At 67.9% G+C, this 17,582-nt stretch carries 13 protein-coding genes; 8 read left to right on the plus strand and 5 right to left on the minus strand.

What is annotated here, in order from left to right; translation table 11 throughout:
• From RMO12_RS06095 to acnA, 6 genes are all read left to right on the plus strand, one after another.
• On the plus strand, nucleotides 1-621 hold a 621-nt coding region (locus RMO12_RS06095), incomplete at its 5' end, for a malate dehydrogenase (RefSeq protein ID WP_309638607.1).
• 37 nt (nucleotides 622-658) lie between these two features.
• Complete coding sequence (locus RMO12_RS06100) at nucleotides 659-1,681, plus strand: aldolase/citrate lyase family protein (protein ID WP_309638608.1); 1,023 nt, start codon at nucleotides 659-661, stop codon at nucleotides 1,679-1,681.
• A gap of 595 nt (nucleotides 1,682-2,276) precedes the next feature.
• Nucleotides 2,277-2,810, plus strand: coding sequence for a hypothetical protein (locus RMO12_RS06105; RefSeq protein WP_309638609.1), 534 nt, complete (start codon nucleotides 2,277-2,279; stop codon nucleotides 2,808-2,810).
• Between the two features lie 140 nt (nucleotides 2,811-2,950).
• On the plus strand, nucleotides 2,951-3,196 hold the full coding sequence (locus RMO12_RS06110; protein ID WP_309625959.1) for an AbrB/MazE/SpoVT family DNA-binding domain-containing protein: 246 nt from the start codon (nucleotides 2,951-2,953) through the stop codon (nucleotides 3,194-3,196).
• Nucleotides 3,197-3,212: 16 nt separating this feature from the next.
• Nucleotides 3,213-3,623, plus strand: coding sequence for a type II toxin-antitoxin system VapC family toxin (locus RMO12_RS06115; RefSeq protein ID WP_309638610.1), 411 nt, complete (start codon nucleotides 3,213-3,215; stop codon nucleotides 3,621-3,623).
• Nucleotides 3,624-3,671: 48 nt separating this feature from the next.
• Nucleotides 3,672-6,395, plus strand: a complete 2,724-nt coding sequence (gene acnA, locus RMO12_RS06120) for an aconitate hydratase AcnA (protein WP_309638611.1) — start codon at nucleotides 3,672-3,674, stop codon at nucleotides 6,393-6,395.
• Between the two features lie 186 nt (nucleotides 6,396-6,581).
• Here the strand turns inward: acnA and RMO12_RS06125 are convergent, their stop codons facing one another.
• The 3 genes from RMO12_RS06125 to RMO12_RS06135 all read right to left on the minus strand — a co-directional run bounded on the left by RMO12_RS06125 (nucleotide 6,582) and on the right by RMO12_RS06135 (nucleotide 8,864).
• Nucleotides 6,582-7,784: an ammonium transporter gene (locus RMO12_RS06125; protein WP_309638612.1), complete on the minus strand. Its 1,203-nt coding sequence runs from the start codon at nucleotides 7,782-7,784 to the stop codon at nucleotides 6,582-6,584.
• 190 nt (nucleotides 7,785-7,974) lie between these two features.
• Nucleotides 7,975-8,328, minus strand: a complete 354-nt coding sequence (locus tag RMO12_RS06130; RefSeq protein WP_309638613.1) for an ArsC family reductase — start codon at nucleotides 8,326-8,328, stop codon at nucleotides 7,975-7,977.
• A gap of 32 nt (nucleotides 8,329-8,360) precedes the next feature.
• Nucleotides 8,361-8,864: a hypothetical protein gene (locus RMO12_RS06135; RefSeq protein WP_309638614.1), complete on the minus strand. Its 504-nt coding sequence runs from the start codon at nucleotides 8,862-8,864 to the stop codon at nucleotides 8,361-8,363.
• A gap of 358 nt (nucleotides 8,865-9,222) precedes the next feature.
• Here RMO12_RS06135 and RMO12_RS06140 point away from each other — a divergent pair, with 358 nt between their 5' ends.
• Nucleotides 9,223-14,547 (plus strand): CHASE domain-containing protein, encoded by a 5,325-nt coding sequence (locus tag RMO12_RS06140; protein ID WP_309638615.1) that lies wholly within the window; start codon nucleotides 9,223-9,225, stop codon nucleotides 14,545-14,547.
• A complete protein-coding gene (locus RMO12_RS06145) occupies nucleotides 14,544-15,506 on the plus strand; it encodes a diguanylate cyclase (protein WP_309624789.1) in 963 nt (320 codons plus the stop codon). The genes RMO12_RS06140 and RMO12_RS06145 overlap by 4 nt, the downstream gene beginning before the upstream one ends.
• Nucleotides 15,507-15,578: 72 nt before the next feature.
• Here RMO12_RS06145 and RMO12_RS06150 read toward each other — a convergent pair whose 3' ends face one another.
• Complete coding sequence (locus RMO12_RS06150) at nucleotides 15,579-16,148, minus strand: c-type cytochrome (protein WP_405029626.1); 570 nt, start codon at nucleotides 16,146-16,148, stop codon at nucleotides 15,579-15,581.
• Nucleotides 16,141-17,445, minus strand: coding sequence for a sulfite dehydrogenase (gene soxC / locus RMO12_RS06155; protein ID WP_309638617.1), 1,305 nt, complete (start codon nucleotides 17,443-17,445; stop codon nucleotides 16,141-16,143). The genes RMO12_RS06150 and soxC overlap by 8 nt, the downstream gene beginning before the upstream one ends.
• Nucleotides 17,446-17,582: the final 137 nt, after the last annotated feature.

Consider the following 17,582-nt stretch of genomic DNA (forward strand, 5'->3'; position numbering starts at 1 on the left):
GCCAGCCGCAAGGTCAAGGTGCTGGTGGTCGGCAACCCGGCCAACACCAATGCCTACATCGCCATGAAGAGCGCGCCGAGCCTGCCGCGCGAGAACTTCACCGCGATGCTGCGCCTGGACCACAACCGCGCCGCCAGCCAAGTGGCTGCCAAGACTGGCAAGCCGGTGGCGAGCATTGAAAAACTCGCGGTGTGGGGCAACCATTCGCCCACCATGTACGCCGACTACCGCTTCGCCACCGCAGGCGGCGAGTCGGTCAAGGACCTGATCAACGACCAGGTCTGGAACAAGGACGTGTTCCTGCCGACCGTGGGCAAGCGCGGTGCCGCCATCATCGAAGCGCGCGGGCTGTCTTCGGCTGCTTCGGCCGCCAACGCCGCCATCGACCACATGCGCGACTGGGCGCTCGGCAGCAACGGCAAGTGGGTGACGATGGGCGTGGCAAGCAACGGCGACTACGGCATCCCGAAGGACGTGATGTTCGGCTTTCCGGTCACCACCGAGGGCGGCAGCTACAAGGTCGTGCAGGGACTGGCCATCGACGCCTTCTCGCAGGAGCGCATCAACCTGACGCTCAAGGAGCTGCAGGAAGAGCAGGACGGCGTCAAGCACCTGCTTTGATCGCAGGCACGGCCGGGTGCCGGTGTCGGTGAACCGCATGCCGATCCATCCGCTGCAGGCCCTGTTCGGCGCGCACGAGCGCCGCCACGGCCTGCCGGTGTGCGACCACTACGCCGGTGTCGAGCCACGCATGCGCAAGGCGCTGGCGCTGCAAGCCGAAATGGCCGACCGCGCCCTGTTCGACGTGACGCTCGACCTCGAGGACGGCGCCGCGTTGGGCGGCGAGCTCGAGCATGCCGCGCTCGTGGCCGAACTGGTGTCAGGCGCCGGCAACCGCTTCGGCCGCGTCGGCGTGCGCGTGCATCCGCTGCAACACCCTCGCTTTGCCGACGTGCTGCAGCTACTGCTCGAGCGCGCCGGCCACCGCCTCGCCTACTTGATGCTGCCCAAAGTGGCGGACACCGCCGAGCTGCAGGCGGCGCTTGCCACCATCGCGCGCGGCTGCACCGCGCGGGGCTTGGCGCGGCCACTGCCGGTGCATGCGCTGATCGAAACCCACGGCGCGCTGCGCGAAGTGGCGGCCATCGCCGCGCTGCCCGGCATCGAGTCGCTCTCGTTTGGCCTGATGGATTTCGTCGCGGCCCACCACGGCGCCATTCCCGCCACCGGCATGGCGGGCAGCGGCCAGTTCACGCACCCCTTGGTGCTGCGTGCCAAGCTCGAGATCGCCGCGGCCTGCCATGCGGCCGGCAAGGTGCCTTCGCACTGCGTCGTGACCGAGTTCAAGGATCCCAATGTCGTTGCCGAAGCAGCGCGCCGGGCGGCCCGCGAGCTGGGCTATCTGCGCATGTGGAGCATCCACCCCAACCAGCTGCAACCGATCATCGACGCGTTCTCGCCCGACGCCGCCGAGATCGACACCGCGCTCGACATCCTGCTGGCAGCGCAGGCCGCCGACTGGGCGCCCACCGCACACCACGGCGTGCTGCAGGACCGCGCCAGCTACCGCTACCACTGGCACCTGCTCGAACGTGCCGAGCGTACCGGGCAACCGCTGCCGGCCCAGGCGCGGGTGCGCTTCTTCGCCATGGCCGGCGAAGAAGCGGCCGAGAGGCTTTAGACGATGGCCGGGGAGGCGAGCACACCGGCGCGGCCATCGGTGCGTGCAAGGGCCGCTGAGCGGATTTGGAGACGATGGCCCGGGAAGGCCGGCGGCGCGCCTTGATGCAATCGGGCGCTGCCTTGCATAAGGTTGCGGGGGCGTAAAGCCGTGGCCGGGCGGCGTGCTCCGCTTTACTGCGGCGGTCTTCGCTGCGCCGGAACGCAGACGACCGCCCGCCCGCGGATTTGCACCGCCCCGACGTCATGCAAGGCCGCGAGCCAATCTGCGCCTGCGCCAGACGTGGGCTAAAACGCCAGAACGCCAGAACGCCAGAACGCCAGAACGCCCGCGCTCGTGTCGCCGCCTCCCAACGCAGTGCAAGTGTTGGCAAGCGCGGCCACTTTCGTGATGTCGTGCATGCTGACGCCTGCAAGTCGTGATGAGCGTGAGGGCCGCGCGCGGCGAGGCAAGGTCGCTCGCCTCGCCCGCCATGAAGCCTGGGGTTCATCGCGCGCATCGTGCGTGTTTTTCACGGCAGCTCGATGCAACTTGCAACGCATCGCCTGCGGTCGGGTTCGAGAATCGGGCTTCCATATTCCTGCACGGAGCCTCCATGAGCCGCATCACCGTTCTTGCCTTGTCCCTGCTGACCGCTGGCCTTGTCGGCGTCGGCCTGACTGCCCGGGCTGAAACCGCCAGCGCGCCGACCAAGCCAGCCGCCAAACCGACCAGTCAGCAGCCCGTGTCCGCGTCACGCAAGGACCTGCAATCGCAGGCCAAGGGCCTGGCGCTCGCGACCGAAGTGACCGAGACCATCAGTGCCAACCAGCTCGAGATCGCCAACCGCGTGTTCACCGGCACGGCGCAGTGTGAGTTCAACCAGACGGTGAGCGTCGACGCCATGCAGGACCGCCCCGGTCACTTCAAGGTGGGCTTCAACAAGGCCGCCTACGTGATGACGCCACAGGAAACCACCACCGGCGCGGTGCGCCTGGAAGACAAGAGGAACGGCGTCGTCTGGCTGCAGATTCCGGTCAAGTCAATGATGATGAATCAGAAGGCGGGCCAGCGCATGGTCGATGGCTGCATGCACGCGCAGCAGCGCTCCGCGTCCACGGCGCAAGCCGCAGGCGGCGCGATCCGCTGAAGCGGCGCCAGCAGAGCCAACGGCGCCCGCGGGGCGCCGTTTTTCATGGCACGGACAAATCGAGGCAAACGGGTTGAACATGCGGGCGTCAGTATGTAGAATTCGTACATACTTGCTAAATTGCTGAACCAGGAACGCGCATGGAAGCCATCGTTGCCGAACGCGGCCAGATCACGCTGCCCAAGGCGGTGCGCGACGCCCTCGGACTGGTCAAAGGCACCCAGCTCAAGGTCGAACTCGACGGCGGTCGCATCATCCTGCGCAAGAACGTCGACGACATGATTTCGCGTGCGCGCGGCAAGTTCAAGCTCGACGGCTTTGCCTCGGTCGACGAGGCGATGCGCGCCATCCGCGGCCGCGCACCGGGCGACCCGGTCGACCTGTGAGCGCGGCGGCCGCCCGATGATCGCCATCGATTCTTCCGTCCTGATCGACCTGCTCAGCGAGAGCCCGGCGGCCGATACGGCCGAGGCGGCGCTGCGCGAAGCCCTGTCGCGCGGATCGGTGGTCGTTTGCGATGTCGTCGTCGCCGAAGTCTGCAGTTCGCTGCGCGATGGCGACCGCGCCATCCAGGTGCTCGAGGACATGGGCATCGCCTACAGCGCCGTTGAACAAAAGTCGGCCGTGCGCGCGGGCGAAATGCAGCGCCGCTATCGTGGCCGCGGCGGCGGGCGGCAACGCACGGTGCCGGACTTCATCGTCGGCGCCCACGCGCTCTTGCAGTGCAACGGTCTCATCACGCGCGATGGCGGCTTTTTCCGCGACTATTTCAAAGGGCTCAAGGTCATCGTCCCGACCACGACCACGCCCTGATCGACACATCGTTTCGTCTCGCTCATCCAACTCACCTTCGAGGTCCGCATGGCCACCGCACACGCCTTCCCCAAGACTCTCAAGAACTTCTCGACCGCGTCCGGCGCGTCGGGCCAGTTCTATTCGCTGCCCGAGCTGGCCAAGCGCTTTCCTGCCGTCAAGCGCCTGCCGGTGTCGGTGCGCATCGTGCTGGAGAGCGTGCTGCGCAACTGCGACGGCAAGAAGGTCACCGCCGAGCATGTGGAGCAGCTTGCCAACTGGAAGCCCAACGCGGCGCGCACCGACGAGATCCCGTTCATCGTCTCGCGCGTGGTGCTGCAAGACTTCACCGGCGTGCCGCTGCTGGCCGACCTGGCCGCGATGCGCAACGTGGCCGCCCGCATGGGCAAGAACCCCAAGGCGATCGAGCCGCTGGTGCCGGTGGACCTGGTGGTCGACCACTCGGTGATGATCGATCACTTCGGCGGCAAGGACTCGCTGGACCTCAACATGAAGCTGGAGTTCTCGCGCAACCAGGAGCGCTACCAGTTCATGAAGTGGGGCATGGGCGCATTCGACACCTTCGGCGTCGTGCCGCCCGGTTTCGGCATCGTTCACCAAGTCAACCTCGAGTACCTGGCGCGCGGCGTTCACAAACGCGCCGACAACGTCTACTACCCCGACACCCTGGTCGGCACCGACAGCCACACCACCATGATCAACGGCATCGGCGTGGTCGGCTGGGGCGTCGGTGGCATCGAAGCCGAGGCCGGCATGCTGGGCCAGCCGGTGTACTTCCTGACGCCCGATGTGGTCGGCTTCGAGCTCACCGGCAAGCTGCGCGAAGGAGTCACCGCCACCGACCTGGTGCTCACCGTCACCGAGATCCTGCGCAAGGCCAAGGTGGTGGGCAAGTTCGTCGAGTTCTACGGCGAAGGCACGCGCACCCTCGCCCTGCCCGACCGCGCCACCATCGCCAACATGGCGCCCGAGTACGGCGCGACGATGGGCTTCTTCCCGGTCGACGAAAAAACCATTGCCTACTTCGAAGGCACCGGCCGCACCCCGGCCGAGATCGAAGCCTTCTCGAGCTACTTCAAGGCACAAGGCCTCTACGGCGTGCCCAAGGCCGGCGACATCGACTACAGCTCGGTGGTCAAGCTCGACCTCGGCAAGGTGGCGCCCTCGCTGTCGGGCCCCAGGCGCCCGCAAGACCGCATCGAACTCGGCAACGTCAAGAAGCAGTTCGGCGCGCTGTTTTCCAAGCCGCCAGCCGAGGACGGATTCAACCAGCCGGCCGCCAAGCTCACGCAGAGCTTCACGACCAGCGACGGCCTCGAAATCAGGAACGGCGACGTGCTCATCGCCGCCATCACCTCTTGCACCAACACCAGCAACCCCGGCGTGTTGCTGGCCGCGGGCCTCTTGGCCAAGAAGGCGGTCGAGGCCGGGCTCACGGTCAAGAAGCACGTGAAGACTTCGCTCGCGCCGGGCTCGCGCATCGTCACCGAATACCTCGGCAAAGCCGGCCTGCTGCCCTACCTGGAGCGGCTCGGCTTCTACCTGGCCGGCTACGGCTGCACCACTTGCATCGGCAATTCCGGCGACCTCACGCCCGAGATCAACGAGGCGATCACGAAGAACGATCTCGTGTGCGCGGCAGTGCTGTCGGGCAACCGCAACTTCGAGGCGCGCATCCACCCCAATCTCAAGGCCAACTTCCTCGCTTCGCCGCCGCTGGTGGTTGCCTATGCAATTGCCGGAAACGTGCAGCGCGACCTGATGAGCGAGCCGGTCGGCCAGGGCACGGGCGGGCGCGACGTCTACCTCGGCGATATATGGCCGTCGAGCGAGGAGGTGCATGCGCTGATGAAGTTCGCGATGGACGGCGCGGCCTTCAAGAAAAACTACGACAAGGTCAAGAGCGACCCGGGCGAACTGTGGCAACAGATCCAGGGCGTGAGCGGCAACGTCTACACCTGGCCCACCAGCACCTACATCGCCGAGCCGCCGTTCTTCCAGGACTTCACCATGCAGCCCGGCGCCGCTGCGGTGGGCGTTGCGGGCGCGCGCATCATGGGCCTGTTCGGGGACTCGATCACCACCGACCACATTTCGCCCGCAGGCTCGTTCAAGGACACCACGCCGGCGGGCAAGTACCTGCTCGAGCATGGCGTGCTCAAGGCCGACTTCAACAGCTACGGCTCGCGCCGCGGCAACCACGAAGTGATGATGCGCGGCACCTTCGCCAACGTGCGCATCAAGAACCTCATGCTGCCGGCGCGACCCGACGGCTCGCGCGAAGAAGGCGGCTACACGCTCTACCAGCAGGACGGCCCGCAGCAAGGCGAAAAACTCGCGATCTACGACGCGGGCATGAAGTACATCGACGCCGGTGTTGCCACCGTCATCTTCGCTGGCGAGGAGTACGGCACCGGCTCATCGCGCGACTGGGCCGCCAAGGGCACGCAGCTGCTGGGCATCAAGGCGGTGGTGGCCAAGAGCTTCGAGCGCATCCATCGCAGCAACCTCGTGGGCATGGGCGTGCTGCCGCTGCAGTTCAAGCCGGGTCAGGGTTGGGAAAGCCTGGGTCTCGAGGGTGACGAACGCATCGACATCAAGCTGGGTGCGGACATCAAGCCACAGAGCGAAGCCACCCTGGTGATCACGCGCGCCGACGGCAGCCGCAAGGAAGCCAAGCTCATCCTGCGCATCGACACGCCGATCGAGGTCGACTACTACAAGCACGGCGGCATTCTTCCGTTCGTGCTGCGGCAGCTGCTGGCTGCCTGAGCGAGCCCGGTCGCGCGGCTCTTTCCCCTGTGCGGGAAGGATCCGTCCGGCGCCTTGCGCCTCTGGGGGAAGGTTGGGATGGGGGCAACGCACTCGCCCGGCCAGACGCCTGCCGGCTCGCCCCCAGCCCTCCCCCAGCGGGGGAGGGAGCCTGCACCACCAGCTCCTTCAGCGGGGGGAGCCGAGCTACCAGCTGACTTCGCGGTCCGGCGTCGAGCCGATACGGTGAATGGACAGGTCGGCGCCGTTGTGCTCTTCTTCCTGCGACATGCGCAGGCCGATGGTCATGCGCAGCAGGCCATAGACCGCAAAGCCGCCGAGCAGCGCCCACAGCACGCCGATGGCGGTGCCGAGTGCCTGCGCGGAAAGGCTCACACCCCCCAGGCCGCCGAGCGCCTCGCTGCCGAAGATGCCGCAGGCGATGCCGCCCCAGGCGCCGCACAGGCCGTGCAGCGGCCACACGCCGAGCACGTCGTCGATCTTCCAGCGGTTTTGCGTGAGCGTGAACATGCAGACGAACACCGCGCCCGCCACGCCGCCCACCACCAACGCGCCTGCGGGGTGCATCACGTCGGAGCCGGCACACACCGCCACCAGGCCGGCAAGTGGTCCGTTGTAGGCAAAGCCCGGGTCGTTCTTGCCCAGGATCACCGCCACCAGGGTGCCGCCCGCCATCGCCATGAGCGAGTTGACGGCCACCAAGCCGGAGATCTTGTCGATGGTCTGCGCGCTCATCACGTTGAAGCCGAACCAGCCCACCGCCAGCACCCAGGCGCCGAGCGAGAGGAAGGGAATGCTCGAGGGCGGGTGCGCGCTGATGGCGCCGTCCTTGCGGTAGCGGTTGCTGCGCGCACCGAGCAGCAGCACGGCGGCCAGGCCGATCCAGCCGCCCACCGCATGCACCACCACGCTGCCGGCGAAGTCGTGGAATGGCGCGCCGGTGGTCGCTTCGATCCAGCCCTGCAAGCCGAAACGGCCGCCCCATACGGCGCCCTCGAACAGCGGGTAGATCAGGCCGACCAGCGCTGCCGTGGCGATGAGTTGCGGCCCGAAGCGCGCCCGCTCGGCGATGCCGCCCGAGACAATGGCCGGTATGGCCGCGGCAAAGGTGAGCAGGAAGAAAAACTTCACCAGCTCGTAGCCGTTCTTGGCCGCCAGCGCCGGAGCGCCGACGAAGAAGTCGACCCCGTAGGCAACGGTGTATCCAATGAAGAAATAGACCACCGTCGAGACCGCGAAGTCGACCAGGATCTTGACCAGGGCATTGACCTGGTTCTTTGCGCGCACCGTGCCGAGTTCCAGAAACGCGAATCCTGCGTGCATGGCCAGCACCATGACGGCGCCCAGCAAGATGAACAAGGCATCGGTGCCCTGCTTGACCTGATCCATTGACCCCTCCGATCGTTGTTGGTGGAAAACCGCTTCAATCGCCCGCACCAGTGCGGCGCGGCAGCGTGCCGGGTGGCGAGTATCGGGCCTTGCTTTGGTGCGGTGAACGCGCCGGCGTGGCGCATCAAGCAATGGCTGCGGCCAGCCTTTCTTCTGGTGGCACGCGCACCAAAGCGCTGCAGGCGGTCCTCTAGTTCGACAAGGCCTCGGCGAAGCGGCCGGGATCGAAGCCGACCGTCACTTCGCCCGCTGGCCATTCGACGACCGGGCGCTTGATCAAGGACGGATGCGCCTGCAACAGGCGTTCTGCGCTGACTTGATCGACGACGCCCACGCGCAGCGTCTCGTCGAGCCCGCGCCAGGTGGATCCCTTGCGATTGAGCAGCGCCTCCCAACCCAGCTGGCCGATCCAGCGCGACAAGGCGTCCGGTGGCACGCCGGTCTTCTTGAAGTCGTGAAAGCGATAAGGGACGGCCGTGGCATCGAGCCAGCCACGCGCCTTCTTCACCGTGTCGCAGTTCGGTATGCCGTACAGCGCGAGCATGGGCGCATCAGCGACTGCCTGAGCGCCGATGCTCACTGACGGTCGTCCCGAGCGTCGCACAGCGGATCGGTGTTGTGGCCAAGCTCTGCAACCCGGCCGGCGGTATCGATGCTGACCTGAAACCAGATGCAAAACGGCGTCTCGTAGCGGTAGGACCAGAGCTGGTGCCGCTGTCGTGACAGAAAGCTCACGTCCGACGGTCGACCGACGCGCCTGAGAACCTCGCCCTGCGCCATGCCGATCTGCAGGTCGTGGAAATTGCGCTCGGTCAGCACCTGCTCGGCGCGCACCAAACGATCGTCGGCGTCGAAGTCCAGCATGTAGGTGTGGCGTCCCATCGGGCCGCGCGCAAACTCCAGGCGCTTGCTGCGGTCGGCGTTCTCGTAGCGGCCACTCGGGGTGCCAAGGCGCTCGATTGCGCGTGCGCTGCTCGACCCCACCGGCAAGCCCGCCGGGCCGTAGGCCGCGCACGCCACCAGCATGCTCACAACGCCAGCCGGACACGCCACGCCGAGTCCCCAGATCGCAAGCCGCATCGTCGCCTCGTCAACGTCCCGTGCGAATTCTGCATGACGCAGCATTCGCCGAGACCTCGTCGTGGAACGCAACACGGCCGGCGGCTCGCTCGCGCTTGCCGGTGATGCCCGACGTGACGGTCAACGTGAACTCGTCGTCGGCTGCACCCTCCCCCGACGCGAGCCGCGCAAGCCATCGCGACCATCACGGCGTCATCTGCACTCGCCACTCGTGCGAAAAGCCGGCTAATCCGCGCCCGGCCACGCAGTTCCTGCCGGCACGGCGCGGACAATCGGCCCACACCCAGGGCGCGAGCCGCCAAGCTTGCTGCGCCCGCTGCGGCGGGCGCAGCAAGTCCGGGCACTGACAGGGCCGTCCATGAAAAACGGATCAAACGAACATCGTCTTCTGCCTCGGTTGCAGGCCAGGCTCGCGCTCCAGTTCGGGCCCCGGCGCGCGGCCTTCGCCGCGGCCGCTGCGGTGCTGGGGCTCGGACTCATGCTCACGGCTGCGGCGGTCCTGTGGCAGCAGCGCAGCGTCGAGTCGGAGGCGCGCATTCGCTTCGATCAGCAAGGCGAGCGCGTGCTTGCCGAGATCACACGGCGATTCAACACACCGGTCTACGGCATCAAGGGAGCACGCGGCGTCTATGCGGCCGACCCGCACGTGAACCGCGCAGAATTCCGCGCCTACGTCGAATCGCGCGACCTGCCGGTGGAGTTTCCCGGCGTGCGCGGCTTCGGTTTCGCGCAACGCGTGCTGCGCGAGGAGCTGGACGACTTCATCGCCGCCGAACGCGCCGACGACGCGCCGCGCTTTGCGGTGCGCACCAGCGGCAACGCCGCCGATCTGTATGTCGTCAAGTTCATCGAGCCGCTGTCGCAGAACTACCCGGCCTGGGGCTTTGACCTCGGCTCCGAAGCCGTGCGCCGCGAAGCCATCGACCGAGCGGCCGACAGCGGCGAACCCACACTGTCCGGGCACATCACCCTGGCGCAGGATGGCCGACAGGGCGCGGGCTTTGTCTACCTCGTTCCGGTGTTTCGCGATCGCAGCGATCCGACCACGCCGGCGCAGCGGCGCAAGGCCCTGCGCGGCTTGCTGTATTCGCCCATCGTCGTGGCCGAGATCCTGTCGGGTGCGGCCGAAACCGACCATCGACAGGTCGACTTCCGGTTGTTCGACGGCGCCGACAACGTGCCAGGCAACCTGATCTTCGACACCACCGGATCTCCAGAGGCATCGCCGCGAGCCCCCGGCAGCGCTGTCGCCTCGGCGAATCCGCTGTTCACGACGTCTCACGCGCTCGTCATCGGCGGACGCGCCCTGACGTTGCGGGTCGCATCGACGCCGCTCTTCGATGCCGGCGTGAGTCGCTCCACCCCCGTCGGGCTGGGTGCCGGGGGCATGCTGATCAGCGTCTTGCTGGCGCTGACGGCCTGGTTGCTCGTCGCGGGACGCGCACGTGCGCTGCGGCTGGCCCAGGCCATGACGGCCGACCTCGACCGCCTCGCCAAGGTGGCGCAGCGCACCTCCAACGCCGTGGTCATCACCGATGCGCGAGGCAGGATCACCTGGGTCAACGAAGGCTACTCGCGCATCAGCGGCTACAGCTTCGAGGAAGCCCTGCGTCGACCTGCGGGCGCGATGCTGCCGTCCGAGCCCAACGACGAGGCGACGCTGGAGCGGCTGCGCGCAGCGCTCGGCGCGGGCACCGACTTCAAGGGCGAACTGCTGGACCGCGGCAAGAGCGGCCAGCCCTACTGGCTCGACATCGAAGTCCAGCCGCTGCGCGACGCGCGGGGCGACCTCGCCGGCTTCATGGCGATCGAGTCGGACATCAGCCAGAGCAAGCAAGCGGCGCAGTTGCTGGTGCAGGAACGCGCGCGACTGGCCAGCATCCTCGAGGGCACCAACGTCGGCACCTGGGAATGGAATGTGCAAACGGGGGAATACCGCTGCAACGATCGCTGGGCCGACATGATCGGCTGGACCTTGCGCGAACTCGAGCCGGTGAGCAGCCAGACGTGGCTGGATCACATACACCCCGGCGACGTGTCGCGTGCCGGCAAGCTGCTCGACAAGCATTTCAGCGGCGAAGTCGCGTACTACGAATTCGAGGGACGGATGCGTCACCGCGCCGGTCATTGGATCTGGGTGCTCGACCGTGGTCGCGTCTCGTCATGGACGCCCGATGGCCGACCGGAGTGGATGGCCGGCACGCAGATGGACATCAGCGCGCGCAAGCAAGCTGAAGCGCAGTTGCACGCCAGCCGTGTCTTCCTCGACCGGGCCGGGCGGCTGACGGGTCTGGGCGGTTGGCAGCTCGAAATCGCGAACGAGGCGCTCGTATGGACCGATGAGCTCTGCCGCATCTGCGAGATGCCAGTCGGGCATGTTCCGCGGTTGGACGAGGCCATCGGCTTCTTCTCGCCCGAAGCGCGTCCTGTCATCGAGCATGCCGTGCAAGAGGCCATGGCGCGCGGCACGCCCTGGGACCTTGAACTGCCGCTCGTCACCGCCAAAGGGCGGGCCCTCTGGGTGCGCGCGCTCGGCGAAGTCGAGTACGAGGACGGCCGCCCGGTCAGGCTGGTGGGCGCCCTGCAGGACGTCACGGCACGCCGCGCCATGGAGGCGGAGCTGCGGCACAGCGATGCGGTCAAGCGCAGCACCCTCGACAACCTGCCCTGCGGCCTGAGCGTCTTCAACAGCCAGCTGGAACTGGTGTCGCACAACGAGCAGTTCAAGAGCCTGCTCGAACTGCCCGACGCCCTGTTCGCAGCGCCTGTCACCACCTTCGCCAGCATCATCGACCACAACGCGCGCCGCGGCGAGTACGGCCCGGGCGATGTCGAGCAGATCGTCAGCCAGGCGGTAGCCCGCGCCCGTGCGCCGACGGCGCACCGCTTCGAGCGCCAGCGACCCAACGGCATCGCACTCGAGATCCGCGGCGCCCCCATGCCGGGTGGCGGCTTCGTCACCACCTACACCGACGTCACCGAGCGCAAGCGCACCGAAGCGACACTGCAGGGCACGACCGCCCTGCTTCGATCGGTGCTCGACGCGGCCTCGGAAGTCGCGGTTATCGCCACCGGCCGCGACCTCAAGATCTCGGTCTTCAACAAGGGCGCCGAGCGCATGCTCGGCTACGCGGCCGACGAGGTGCTGGACCGGCACACGCCGGCCTTGTTTGCCGATGCCACCGAGGTCGCCGTGCGCAGCGCCGAAGCCAGCCTCAAATTCGGCCGACCGATACGGGGCCCCGCGGTGCTGCTCGCCGCGGAGCTGCTGGGCGAGCAGCGCGAGTGGACGTTCGTGCGCAAGGACGGCAGCCGCCTGACAGTGTCGATGGTGGTCACCGCGACACGCACCGAAGCGGGCGAAGTCTCGGGCTACCTGGGCGTGGCGCACGACGTGACACGCCAAAAGGAGCATGAGGAGTCCCTGCGCCAGGCCATGCACCGCGCCGAAGCGGCCAACGTGGCCAAGAGCCAGTTCCTGGCCAACATGAGCCACGAGATCCGCACGCCGATGAACGCCATCCTCGGCATGCTGGCGCTGCTGCAAAAGACGGCGCTCACGCCCAGGCAGCTCGACTACGCCGGCAAGACCGAGGGCGCCGCGCGCTCCCTGCTCGGTCTGCTCAACGACATCCTCGATTTCTCCAAGGTCGAAGCCGGCAAGATGGTGCTGGACCCGCACCCGTTTCGCGTCGACCAGCTGCTGCGTGACCTGTCGGTGATCCTGTCGACCAACGTCGGCCAGAAACCAGTCGAAGTGCTGTTCGACATCGACCCCGCGCTGCCCCGCGAGCTAGTGGGCGACGGCATGCGATTGCAGCAGGTGCTCATCAATCTGGGCGGTAACGCCATCAAGTTCACCGGCCAGGGCGAGGTGGTGGTGCGGCTGCGCGTGATCGAACGCAGCGCGTCCGATGTGACGCTCGAGTTCGCCGTGCAGGACAGCGGCATCGGCATTGCGGCCGAGCACCAGGCGCATGTGTTCGACGGTTTCTCGCAGGCCGAGGCCTCGACCACGCGTCGCTTCGGCGGCACCGGCCTGGGGCTGTCCATCTGCAAGCGGTTGGTGGCATTGATGGGTGGCGAGCTCGCGCTCGACAGCACGCTCGGTGTCGGCAGCCGCTTTCACTTCAAGCTGAGGCTGCCGCTCGCCGATGCGTCCGCTCCCCCGCCCTCGCAGCCCGACGGTGCGGCGCCCCTGCGGGTATTGATCGTCGACGACAACGCCACCGCGCGCGAGGTCATGGCGAACATGGGGCAGTCGCTGGGCTGGCAGGTCAGCCTGGCCGCCGACGGCGCCCAAGCCCTTGCCATGATGCAGGCGCGGGCCAGCGCGGCGCCCTACGAGGCCGTTTTCATCGACTGGCAGATGCCGGGCATCGACGGTTGGGAGACCAGCCAGCGCATGCGCGAACTTCCAGGCAAGCATGCGGCACCGCTGGTGGTGATGGTCACCGCCTACGGCCGCGAGATGCTCGCCCTGCGCAGCGCCACGGAGCAGGCCGCGCTCGACGGCTTCCTGGTCAAGCCGGTCACCGCCTCGATGCTGTTCGATGCGCTGACGAACGCCCGCGCCGATGCCGGCCGGCCGCATCTTTCGCGCCGCTCGGCCGTCAGCGGCCCGGCCCGGCTCGCCGGTCTGCGCGTCCTCGTGGTGGAAGACAACGCCATCAACCGACAGGTGGCCGACGAACTGTTGAGCAGCGAAGGCGCCACCGTCACGCTCGCCAACAACGGGCGCGAAGGCGTGGACGCGGTGCTGCGCGAGGGGGCCCGCTTCGATGTCGTGTTGATGGACATCCAGATGCCGGTGATGGACGGCTACGGCGCCACCGCCGAAATCCGCCAGCGCTTCGGCCCGTCGCAACTGCCCGTCATCGCAATGACGGCCAACGCCATGCCGGCCGACCGCGAAGCGTGTCTTGCCGCCGGCATGAACGACCACATCGGCAAGCCCTTCAACCTCGAGCACCTGGTGGCGACACTGCAGCCTCATGGCGGCCAGCAGACCGGCGCGTCGCCGCGGTCGATGGCGGCGCCGACAGCGTTGCCCGACAGCGTCTTCGGGCTGGCCGAACAGGCCGACATCGAGCTGCGCGCCGCGCTGGCTCGCCTGGGCGGCAACGTGGCCGTGTACTCGCGCCTGCTGCGCACCTTTGCCGAGGATCTGCAGGCCATGCCGTCGCAACTGGCCACGCTGCTCCACCAAAACAAGCGCGTCGAGGCGGCGCGCCTGATGCACACCTTCAAGGGCGTGGCGGCCACGCTCGGCGTGCAGGCGCTGGCGCGCGCAACGGGCGACGCCGAAAGGCGCATCGCGAGCGCCACCGCGCCGGACCCGCTCGACGGTCTGGTCGCGCAGATCGAAGCGCAGGCGGCCACCGCGCTGGCCGCGTTGGCGCCGCTCGCAGCGGCCTTGGGGGCCACCCTGAATGCGGCACCGCCCGCGCCGCAACCAGCCTTCGACGCCCGCACGCTGCGACACCAGCTCGGCGAGCTGGCCGGACTGCTGAACCAGGCCGACATGCGCGCGCTGGAAATGCATGCGCAACTGCAGTCCCAGGCGGCGCATCTGAAGCAGGCGCTGCAGCCGCTGGACGAGGCGATGGCCGCGCTGGACTTTGCGCAAGCGGCAGCGCACTGCCGATCATTGATCGAAGACTTTGCGAGCTTGACGCCATGAACGCCACCGACTTCGCTCCGCTGCCGCCGCTGGGCGGCCCAGCGCTCGTTGCCAAGCTGCTGGTGGTCGACGACCATCCGGCCAATATCCAGGCACTGTTCCAGATCTTCCAGGGTGACCACCGGGTCTTCATGGCCACCAGTGGCGAGCAGGCCCTGGCCGTGTGCCGCGACCAGCAGCCCGACCTGGTGCTGCTGGACGTCGTCATGCCCGGCATGGACGGCTACGAGGTCTGCATGCGGCTCAAGGCCGACGCGACGACGCGCGACATCCCGGTGATCTTCGTCACCTCCCACGGCGACGAGGCGGCCGAGACGCAGGGCCTGGACGTCGGCGCCGTGGACTTCATTACCAAGCCGATCAACCCGAAAGTGGTGCGCGCACGCGTGAAGACGCACCTCACGCTGAAGTCGCAATCCGACCTGCTGCGCCAATTGGCCTTCGTCGACGGCCTGACCGGCGTGGCAAACCGGCGCCACTTCGACGTGCGCTTTGGCAGCGAATGGCGGCGGGCGCAGCGCAACGGCAATGATTTGACGCTGGTGATGATCGATGTGGACTTTTTCAAGCGCTTCAACGACGACCACGGCCATCAAACAGGCGACGACTGTTTGCGCCTCGTGGCGGCAACGCTCGCGGGCACCCTGAGGCGGCCGGGCGATCTGCTCGCGCGCTACGGCGGCGAGGAGTTCGCCTGCGTGCTGCCGGAAACCGGGCTGCCAGGCGCGCTCAGCATCGCGCAGCAACTCGAGGGCGCGGTGCGGGCGCTGAAGCTACCGCACCCCTCCTCCGGCGCCAGCGACGTGGTGACGGTGAGCCTGGGCGTGGCCGTCAAGGGCCCGGGCCCGGCTTCGACCTACACGGCTGCGGACTTGCTGGCATTGGCCGACGCAAAGCTGTACGAAGCCAAGGCCGGCGGGCGGGCGCGTGCGATGGTCGGCGCGCTCCCGGCGGCGTGACAAGGCTTTCGCAGGGGCTTGCGGGTGACTGCATATTCATTCAGTCACTCTGCAGGTCGCCGTGTTTACGGCTCAATGTCTGTCCTTGGAAGCTCGGCGCGGCAGCTTGGCGTCGATGCCGATGAAGCCGTCGCGGTTGGGCATGCGCACCTTGGGCAGGGTGCTCGCGTTCATCTCGTCGCGCTCGCCGATCACGCCATTGGCCGACAGCAGGTAGGCGGTCACGGCGTAGACCTCGTCGGCCGAGAGCGACCCGGGCGCGAACATCGGCATGGAGCGGCGCGTCACGTCGAACAGCGTCGTCGCATACGGCCAGTACAGGCCGATGGTCTTGTCGGGAAATGCGCTGGTGAGCGGCTCGGAGCCGCCCGCCAGCTCCTCCGCCGAAGCGCCGCGGCCGGCCGCGCCGTGGCACACCGCGCAGTGCTTTGCGAACAGTGCCGCGCCCTCCACCGCATTGCCGCGCCCCGGCGGCAAGCCGCGGCCGTCGGGGAAGACGTTGAGGCTCGCGCGCGCCGCCTCTTCGGCGCTGACCGGCTTGCCCAGGCGCGGCCCGGCCGGCTCGGCGGCCAGCGCGACATGGGCGAGCGCGAACGCCAGGCCGAGCCCTGCTGCCCCCAGCCGCCGCGCCGACTCACGCATATACATGCCGCACCTGGCCGTCCTCGTCGATGGCCCAGGACACGATGGCGTTGTAGTGGAAGTAGCCGTTGGTGCCGCGCTGCGCGAGCAGCGCGGTGCGTTCGGGCTGCACGTAGCCGGTCTCGTCGATCGCGCGGCTCTTGAGTACGACCGGCTTGCCGTCCCACTTCCACGGCGCGCGAAAGCGCGTCATGCAGCGCGGCAGCACCGGGTCTTGCAGAGCCGCCTGGGCCCAGGTGCGCCCGCCGTCCGCCGACACGTCGACGCGCTTGATGCGCCCCCGCCCGCTCCACGCCAGGCCGGTGATCTCATAGAGGTTCGGCCCCTTCATGCGGTAGCCGTGCGAGGGTGAGGTGATCAGCGACTTGGCGTCCATCATGAAGGTGAACTGGCGTGCCTTGCCGCTCGGCAGCAGTTCGGTGTATTTGGCCGTTTCGTTGCGCGCCATCACCGCTTGGTCGGCCAGCTCGATGCTGCGCAGCCACTTGACGTTGAGCACCCCTTCCCAGCCGGGCACGACCAGGCGCATGGGATAGCCGTTCTCGGGCCGGATGCGCTCACCGTTTTGATAGAGCGCGACGATGCAGTCGTCCATCAGTTTGGCCAGGGGCAGGCTGATGTTCATCGCAAAGGCATCGGCGCCCTCGGCCACGCCCCATGACGCTTGTGGGTCCACGCCCGCCTCGGCGAGCAGCACGGACAGCGGTACGCCGGTCCATTCGCTGCAGGAAACGAGGCCGTGAAACGAACCGACCGGCCGCTGGATCGGCTCGGGGTGCCAGCCCGCGTTGCTGTTGCCGCCGCACTCGATGAAGATCAAGTGCGAGCGCATCGGGTAGCGCAGCAAGTCCTCGACCTTGAAACCGAGCGGCTGCTTGACGCGGCCGTGGATCAGCAGCTCGTGGCGCGCCGGGTCGATGTCGGGCACACCGTTGTGGTGGCGCTCGAAATGCAGACCGGTCGGCGTGATGATGCCCTCCAGTTCGTCGAGCGGCGTGAGCGCGATGCCGTTGCCCGGCAGCAGCCGATTGCCGCTGATGCGCCGCGTGACCTGTCGCTCGTGTTTGGAAGGCTGGCCGTAGGGCGTGAAGGGTGCGCCGGGTGCGCGCATCCACTCGGGTCTGAGGGCGGCGTCGGGCGGACCGGCCGGCGCGCTGGCGGCGGCATCGGCGGCAGCGGCCTCGGCGCCGATCACGGCGGCCGGCGTCGCCGCCGCGAACACGAGGCCTCGCCGCAGCAGCGTTCGCCGGTGCAACAACCCGCCGCCGGCAACGGACCGCAACGCGTCTTGCGTCACGTCGTCTCGCTGAGCGCGAACGCGGGCAACAGGAAGCGCAGAAAGCTGAAACGGCGCATCAATCTTCTCCGCGCTCACTAGCGAGCGGACATCGGAGCCGGACCATACACCGGCGTCGCGCCCCCGACAGCGACTTG

The sequence above is a fragment of the Methylibium sp. genome, from assembly GCF_031393925.1.
Taxonomy (GTDB): domain Bacteria; phylum Pseudomonadota; class Gammaproteobacteria; order Burkholderiales; family Burkholderiaceae_C; genus Methylibium.